This is a genomic window from Streptococcus suis YS161 (assembly GCF_002760245.1).
Lineage (GTDB): Bacteria > Bacillota > Bacilli > Lactobacillales > Streptococcaceae > Streptococcus > Streptococcus suis_I.
This window is the reverse complement of sequence record NZ_ASCA01000082.1, coordinates 1-7,664: the sequence shown is the minus strand read 5'-3', so window position 1 is coordinate 7,664 and position 7,664 is coordinate 1. Positions and strand designations below refer to the sequence as shown.

At 40.4% G+C, this 7,664-nt stretch carries 7 protein-coding genes; 2 read left to right on the top strand and 5 right to left on the bottom strand.

Features of this window, described 5'->3' with window-relative positions:
- Nucleotides 1-818, top strand: an 818-nt coding sequence (locus SST111_RS10535; RefSeq protein ID WP_142350762.1) for an acyltransferase family protein, incomplete at its 5' end; no start/stop codon positions are given.
- An 83-nt stretch (nt 819-901) separates the two neighbouring features.
- Here SST111_RS10535 and thrS read toward each other — a convergent pair.
- The 5 genes from thrS to SST111_RS10510 all read right to left on the bottom strand — a co-directional run bounded on the left by thrS (nt 902) and on the right by SST111_RS10510 (nt 6,282).
- Nucleotides 902-2,854 (bottom strand): threonine--tRNA ligase, encoded by a 1,953-nt coding sequence (gene thrS / locus SST111_RS10530; RefSeq protein WP_099811250.1) that lies wholly within the window; start codon nt 2,852-2,854, stop codon nt 902-904.
- Between the two features lie 149 nt (nt 2,855-3,003).
- A complete protein-coding gene (locus tag SST111_RS10525; protein ID WP_099811246.1) occupies nt 3,004-3,321 on the bottom strand; it encodes a MazG-like protein in 318 nt (105 codons plus the stop codon).
- A gap of 259 nt (nt 3,322-3,580) precedes the next feature.
- Nucleotides 3,581-3,955, bottom strand: coding sequence for a hypothetical protein (locus tag SST111_RS10520; protein WP_099811244.1), 375 nt, complete (start codon nt 3,953-3,955; stop codon nt 3,581-3,583).
- A gap of 14 nt (nt 3,956-3,969) precedes the next feature.
- Nucleotides 3,970-5,283, bottom strand: coding sequence for a glycosyltransferase family 4 protein (locus SST111_RS10515; protein ID WP_012027311.1), 1,314 nt, complete (start codon nt 5,281-5,283; stop codon nt 3,970-3,972).
- Nucleotides 5,284-6,282 carry a glycosyltransferase family 4 protein gene (locus SST111_RS10510; protein ID WP_099811242.1) on the bottom strand — a complete coding sequence of 333 codons (999 nt, stop codon included), beginning with the start codon at nt 6,280-6,282 and terminating at the stop codon, nt 5,284-5,286. It lies immediately after the preceding gene.
- Between the two features lie 308 nt (nt 6,283-6,590).
- Here SST111_RS10510 and SST111_RS10505 point away from each other — a divergent pair.
- A partial coding sequence (locus tag SST111_RS10505) for a Spy0128 family protein (protein WP_306509511.1) occupies nt 6,591-7,664 on the top strand: 1,074 nt, incomplete at its 3' end.

The window sequence follows — 7,664 nt, the reverse complement described above, 5'->3', positions numbered from 1 at the left end:
TATATATATATATATATCGGCTGTTGCAAATATACGCAGTCTTTGGCAGTAGTATTGTAATTAGCAAAATCCTCTTTTCAAGTTACACTGTTGATAAAATACAACCTAGTCACCTCGTTTCTAATTTTCTCCTGCCAGATACGTCTATGTGGTATATTTGGTTTTTAATCCTTATGGCCTCCGCAACTCTTATTCTCCATCGGTTGCAACTAACAGAACCAGTTTCACTGATTTGCATTGGTCTTTTTACGCTATTTGCTGTCCTATGGGGTGGTCCATTAAATATCAGTCAGTTACCAATTGGGTTACAACACCTGACTTCTTTACCACTATTTTATTTTTTAGGTATTTATTTTGCCAAGAAAGAAATTCACAAGAAAATGGTTAGACAGACCGTTTTTCACAGTTTAGCCGGTCTGGTCACCGTCTTCTATCTCATCTATTTACAGTCCTACCAAACCTACCCAAGTCAGCACCTGCCATTTCACACCTTCCTACGATATGCAAACGGACTAGCTATGACCTACCTGATCGTTTCTATCATAATCACTCTGGAAAGAAGATTACCCTCTATTATAGCTTGGTTTGGCCAGTATTCACTTTACTTCTATCTGGTACATACCTACATCCTGACAATTATTACTCTTTTCATAAAGAAATATTTTATAGATTTTTCTACACCTCTGCTGCTGCTCATAAGTTTTGGATTACTTCTTATCATCAATTCCCTAGTCTTGATGATTGTAAAAAGAATTCCTATACTGGATAAAGTATTTCAAGGGAAAGTGATTTCCTACCCTAAAAAGAAAAGTAACTAATAAGTGATACTAGCACTCCCAGCCAGTCGGTTGGGAGGTTTTTTTACATGCAAAAAGAAGCCCTTTCGGACTTCTTGCTTTATTTATTCAGCTGCTTCAGCTGGTCGTGACTTGCGGGCAATATCTGCTAGGATATGGTCCACAAATTCTGTAACAGATTGAGTTTGTGTTGCCTTGCTTCCGTAGCGACGAACGTTGACTGCATTATCTTCCATTTCCTTATCACCGACGATAAGCTGGTATGGAATCTTGCTGGTCTGACTCTGACGGATCTTGTATTGCATCTTCTCGTTCCGCTCATCCACGTGTACGCGAACGCCACGGTCTTGCAATTCCTTAGCAACCTTCCAAGCGTAGTCCAAGTGAGCTTCCACAGAGATTGGGATCATGGTCACTTGGGTTGGAGCCAACCAAGTCGGGAAGGCACCCTTGTAGGTTTCAATCAAGATAGCGGTGAAGCGTTCCATGGTCGAAATAACACCACGGTGAATCATGACTGGGCGGTGTTCTTCACCGTCAGCACCGATATAAGTCAGACCAAAACGTTCTGGCAAGAGGAAGTCCAACTGAATGGTTGACAGAGTTTCCTCGTTACCAAGGGCCGTTTTCACCTGAATATCCAATTTTGGACCGTAGAAGGCTGCTTCACCCTCTGCCTCAAAGTAGTCCACACCCATTTCATCCATGGCACCCTTCAGCATACGCTGGGCATTTTCCCACATCTCATCGTTATCGTAATACTTCTCTTTGTCCTCTGGATCACGATAAGACAGGCGGAAACGGTAGTCGTTTAGGTTGAAATCTGCGTACACATCGATAATCAACTGGAGAGCTTTTTTAAACTCTTCTTGAATTTGCTCAGGCGTGACAAAGATATGACCGTCATTAAGAGTCATCTCACGCACCCGTTGCAAGCCAGTCAATGCACCTGACTTCTCATAGCGGTGCATCATACCAAGCTCAGCGATACGCACTGGCAATTCACGGTAAGAACGCACATGGTTTTTGTAAACTTGAATGTGGTGCGGACAGTTCATCGGACGAAGAACAAACTCCTCACCATCGCCCATGTCCATAGTTGGGAACATATCTTCTGAATAATGCTCCCAGTGACCTGAAGTCTTATAGAGTTCAACAGAAGCCAACGGTGGCGTATAAACGTGCTGGTAACCAGAAGCCAATTCCTTGTCTGTGATGTAACGCTCCAAAGTACGACGGATGGTCGCTCCATTTGGCAACCAGAATGGCAAACCTTGACCAACCTCTTGGCTGATCATGAAGAGATCCAATTCCTTACCAAGTTTACGGTGGTCACGCTCTTTGGCTTCCTCACGCATTTGAAGGTAAGCCTTGAGGTCTTTCTTGTCAAACCAAGCTGTACCATAAACCCGTTGCATCATTGGATTTTCGCTCTTACCACGCCAGTAAGCACCAGCCACATTGAGCAATTCAAAAATCTGGATACGACCTGTTGACGGAACATGTGGGCCACGGCAGAGGTCAACGTATTCACCCTGAGTATAGATGGTCAAACCACCCTCATCATCCGAGTGCTCGTGAATCAATTCCAACTTGTATGGATCATTTTTGAAAATCTCAAGAGCTTCTTCCTTAGTCACCTCACGACGTTCAGAAGGGAAGTTTTCCTTGACAATCTTCATCATTTCTTCCTGAATGCGTGGCAAATCTTCATTTGAAATCTGACCTGCTGCATTGTCCGTATCATAGTAGAAACCATCCTGAATAGCTGGACCAACCCCCAACTTGATGTCTGGGAAAAGACGACGAGCCGCTTGGGCAAACAAGTGAGCCGCTGAGTGACGCAAGATGTCCAAGGCATCCTCGTGGTCAGGCGTCACGATTTCAAGCGTGCCGTCCTCTTTAATGGCACGAGTGGTGTCAATCAATTTACCATTGAACTTACCTGCAAGAGCCTTTTTCGCCAAAGACTTGCTGATGCTCTCCGCAATTTCAAAAGTTGTCACACCAGCCTGGTACTCACGAACAGCACCATCTGGGAAAGTAATTTTAAGCATAATATAAGATATAAAGGGCGTTAAGCGGACACAGCCAAAATAGGAAACAGAACGACGACGCAAGCGTCTAGTTCTCGTTTATCTTTTTGGCCCAGTCCGTAGCCCGTATTCAGTTCAACCAAATACGGAGACCCTAGTCCTTTCTATTTTTATTTTTTAATCCCCAATAACTCTTCTTTTTGAGCTAAAAAGGTTTCCATTTCTTTTTGAATATCAATATCTAGGCGGTCAGCTAATTCAATCAACCACCAGATATTTTCAGCCATTTTATGCTCCAAGGTATAGGGCGTTTCATCATAGTAACGACCCTGCTTGGTCATAATCAGGCGGTTCATATTGCCAATATCATTGGTCAAAGCCAAGAGGTCTTCCTCGATGGACCACTCTTTGTCGTGGTGCTTGAGTTCCAACTCTCTGTAAGCATGACGCACATCTTGACACCGTCTTAATAAGTCATCAGGTAGCATCATTCCTCCTCCAAAAGAAAATACGACGCCCTCACAAAAGGACGTCGCAACGTGGTTCCACCTTCATTCGCAGTCACGCTAAAAAGCCTGACTACCTCAGATTGGCGATAAGGGAACCACCCTTTTATGTTTGCATAAAATCATACCGAGTAGTGTCAATCCTATCCTCTATGTGCTTACACCAACCGCACACTCTCTCAAAGATTTCCTAGAATTGATAAGTCTCTAAAAGCTATTATAACAAGGATTTTCCGATATATCAAGAATTTTTCTTCATTTTCTTTCTTAAGGAAAATAGCAGAGCTCCTACCCCATTTCCAATCAGAGCACATAAGGTGTAGACAATCTGATAGAGAATAATCCATTCCTTAAAGAAAAAGATGGTTACAGGATAAAGCAGTAAAACCAAGGCAAGAAGGCTAGGAGAAAAGCCGTGAAAAAATCCATAAAGAAGACCTGTTAGGAATAGCACAATGGGAGTATAGAGCAATATATTCCCAACCACCAGTACCTTAGAAAGCATAGTATCACTAATCAGATGAAAGGCAATCAGATAAATACCTGCATACATGAATAGTATAATAAGGGCTACTATAGCCAGACTCTTCCAACTCTCTTTCCGAAGCTTTTCCATTTGAAACCTCCAAATTATTCAAAGAAATTCCGGATTGATTTTACTTGTTCCACTGATTTTTTCAATATTTTTGCAGTTGTGTCTGTTGATTTAACTACTACTTTTTGCGGTAGGTAAATAGCCTCTTTTATCAATGCTTCTGCTACGCTATCTTGATTAGTATGTTCTTTTCTAAAATCATACGAAATCTTCAAATCTAGATAATATTCAAAAACCTTGCGCCCAAAATTCGTAGAAGAAATCTCATAGAGCTTCTTATCAAGCACATACGGATTCATTGGTGGCGTAGCAACAATCGCCTCAACGACGGCATCTGCCAACTCCTGTTCTCGAATGAAGAGCGTCCCAAACATCTTATCTGTTATAACGTTTTTTAAGTAGGGATTGCTATGTGCCAAAATAGGAGTTCCAGAAGCTAAGCTTTCTAAGAAAGTTAGTCCCTGTGTTTCACTGGTCGAAGCAGAAATAAAGAAATCCGCAGCTTTATAATAAAGTGCTGTATCACTTGGTGCAATCATTCCCGTCAACTGGACGTGTTCATCTAGATTAAGCTCCGCTATCATTTCTTGAAGATCATCTGTATAAGGTCCTCCTCCGACAATGACCAACTTCACCTTTGGATTTTCCAGCAAAATTTTTGGCATTGCCTGAACGATTGCTTGGATATTCTTCTCGTGAGAAATCCTAGACAGACTTAACAACATCGTTTCATCACTAGCAATTCCTAGCTGTTCCCGCAACTCATCTGTTTCATCCTTGCCAATTTCTGGTCTATCAAACTTTGCCAAGTCAATTCCTGTCGGAATTACTCGTTTAGAAATCGGAACATTGTAACTCATTAAAAGATCTTCAACAATCTCACTAGGACAAATTACCCCATCCAAATCTTTTAAAAATGCCCGTACTAAATATTTAACCATCCCGGGACGAATAATCCTACCCTTGGCAATATAGTGTACGTAGTCTTCATACTGGGTGTGATAAGTATGTACCACCGGAATATCAAGTTCCTTGGCAATCATTTTCCCCAAAATCCCCAAAGAAAATTCTGTATGAGTATGAATAATATCTAGTTTATAGCGACTTGCAATTTTTAAGGCATCTGTAAAACCTGCGTAGGCCACCCGACGATCTTTAAAGGCAAAAAAAGGTACGCTAGGAATTCGGATAATGTCCCAATCTTCGTAGCGATTCACATCCTCATCTGTCGTCGTAAAAATAAATACCGTATGACCCAATTTCTCCAACTCTGTCTTAAGAGTCCGAATCGAAGTCGCGACTCCTGAAACCTGTGGAAAATAGGTATCCGTAAACAATCCAATCCGCATTTACATCTCCAATACTTGTCGATAGGCATCCACCAATTGGTGGGAAACATTGTCAATCGAGCGACTAACCGCAACCTGGTAGCCCGCCTCACGTTTATCAACCTGCTTGTCTAAGATTTTCTGAATAGAATCAACAAAATCATCCACTGTATGTCCAAATTCGGCAACGTTTTCGTCAATCCAACCATCGTAAACTGGAATATCTCTTAGAACAACATGCTGATGACTAGCAAGAGCTTCCAGAACAACAATCCCTTCTGTTTCCTCATACGATGGGAAGAAAAAGGCATCCGCTCCGCTCATTGCACCTTGAAAAACAGCACCTTTAAAATAACCTGGAAACTCGACATTCGCTGGATGATCTCCCTCAACAATTTTTCTAATATATGACGGAATCAGCCACTTATTGATTGAACCGAGCCAAATGAAGCGGACATGCGGCATCTTTTCGGCTACCTTGACAAAGTCTTCAATTCCTTTACGTCGGAAGTAAAGTCCTGCACAGACAACAACTGGCTGACCTTCTTCAATTTTAAAATGCTCCCGAAAGACTGCTTCCTTACGTTCATCCTTCTTATATTTATCTAAATCAATACCATTCGAAACGGCTATAATTGGCGTTGTCACACCGTAAGACTGGATGAGTTTTTTTGAATACTCTGAAGGAGTGATGACAAAGTCTGCCTTTTGGTACATGCTTGCTAGATATTTCCCTACAAAAGGAGCCAGGGTATTCGAACCGATAAAGGAATTTTGAAAATCTTCCTTCGTGGAATGTCCATGCATGATTACCTTTTTTCCACTCCGTTTGGCTGCATGTAGCAATAACCAGGAGCGTGGACCATAGGTATTGATATGAATGACATCGTAATCTCCCAACAGGTCTGTCGTATAAGGAATGCCTGCCATATCTAGCGCTTCCATCTGGTGTTGAAGCGCCCGGCCAATTCCTGATTTCTCTAAAACAGTTTTACCTTCTAAATACAATAGTACTTTCATAATACCATTATAGCCCTTTTTTACATTTTTTCATATTTTAAACTGTATTCTACACGAATTTTGTATCAATTAAAACCAATACTAAAGAATATAATCCCAAATATATGATTACATAAAAAACATATAAAACAGATTTTAAAAGCAGAAGGACAGCTTGAATGTTTTTTAGAAGATGTTATAATTTACGAATGGTGCACATTCTGGCACTAAGCATTCAAAATTTATTGAGGACTTTAGATGTAAAATTTGCATGTTATAACGACACAGATTAGCTACATAAATCATGCTTTGAGAAAGGAAAAAGGATAATGAATACTAAGAAATGGAGAACATCGCTCCTAATACCAGGAATAGTATTATTTGGAACTGTTGCTCTAGTGAATAATGTATCGGCACAAGAAGTAAAAAATACCATCATCAGCGCAAAACAACCTGATGGGGGACAGGCTACTTCAAAGACGGTTAATGTCAAAATACCAGCAGTAGTACGACTATTTGGTCGTGAGCTTCTAGAAAATGAATTTAAATTTGAGCTTAGAGAAGTGGATAGTGAGAAACTTATTGATACAACTCAAAATACAAAAGAGGGTCAAGTTAGATTTAAAAATCTATCATTCGATAAGCCCGGCGAATATTGGTATACAATTTCAGAAGTAAAAAATGAGCTTAGTGGTGTTGAGTATGATTCAAAATATATTGTAGCAAAAATAACTGTAGAAGATCGAAACAACGGACAATTACAGGCAATGATTGAATTTATTGCTGATGACAATGTCTTTAACAATTTCTATACACCTGCTCCAGCTGCTGCTAGTCTTTCGATAAAAAAAGTCCTCGAGGGACGTACCTTAAACACCGGTGAATTCGAATTTGTTTTAAAAAATGAAAAAGGCGATGAAATCGAAAAGGTAAGCAATCAAGCAGATGGTTCTGTAAACTTTAGTGCCCTAACATTTACAAAAGAGGGAACCTATACCTACACTGTTTCAGAAGTTGATGGTGGACTTGGCGATATTATCTATGACAAATCAGATATTAAGGCCACTGTCACTGTGAAAGATAACAATCACGGACAACTAGTCTCAACAGTGACTTATGAAAATAGCGATCAAATCTTCGAGAATATTTTGAAGCCTGGGAAGTTAATAGCGCCAACCACGGATAGCGTTATTACTGATAATGAAGTCTCTAAGGAAGCAATGACCGATAAAGAGAAGGGAAATATCGAACCCCCTAAAGAGCAAATAGCTAATGAAGAGAAGGATAATATTAAAGCCTCTGAAAAACAGATGCCGAGTGTTGTGAACGAAAATGCCGTAACACCTGAAAAGCAAATGACTAATAAAGAGAAGGATAATATTGTAATCTCTGAAAAACAAATG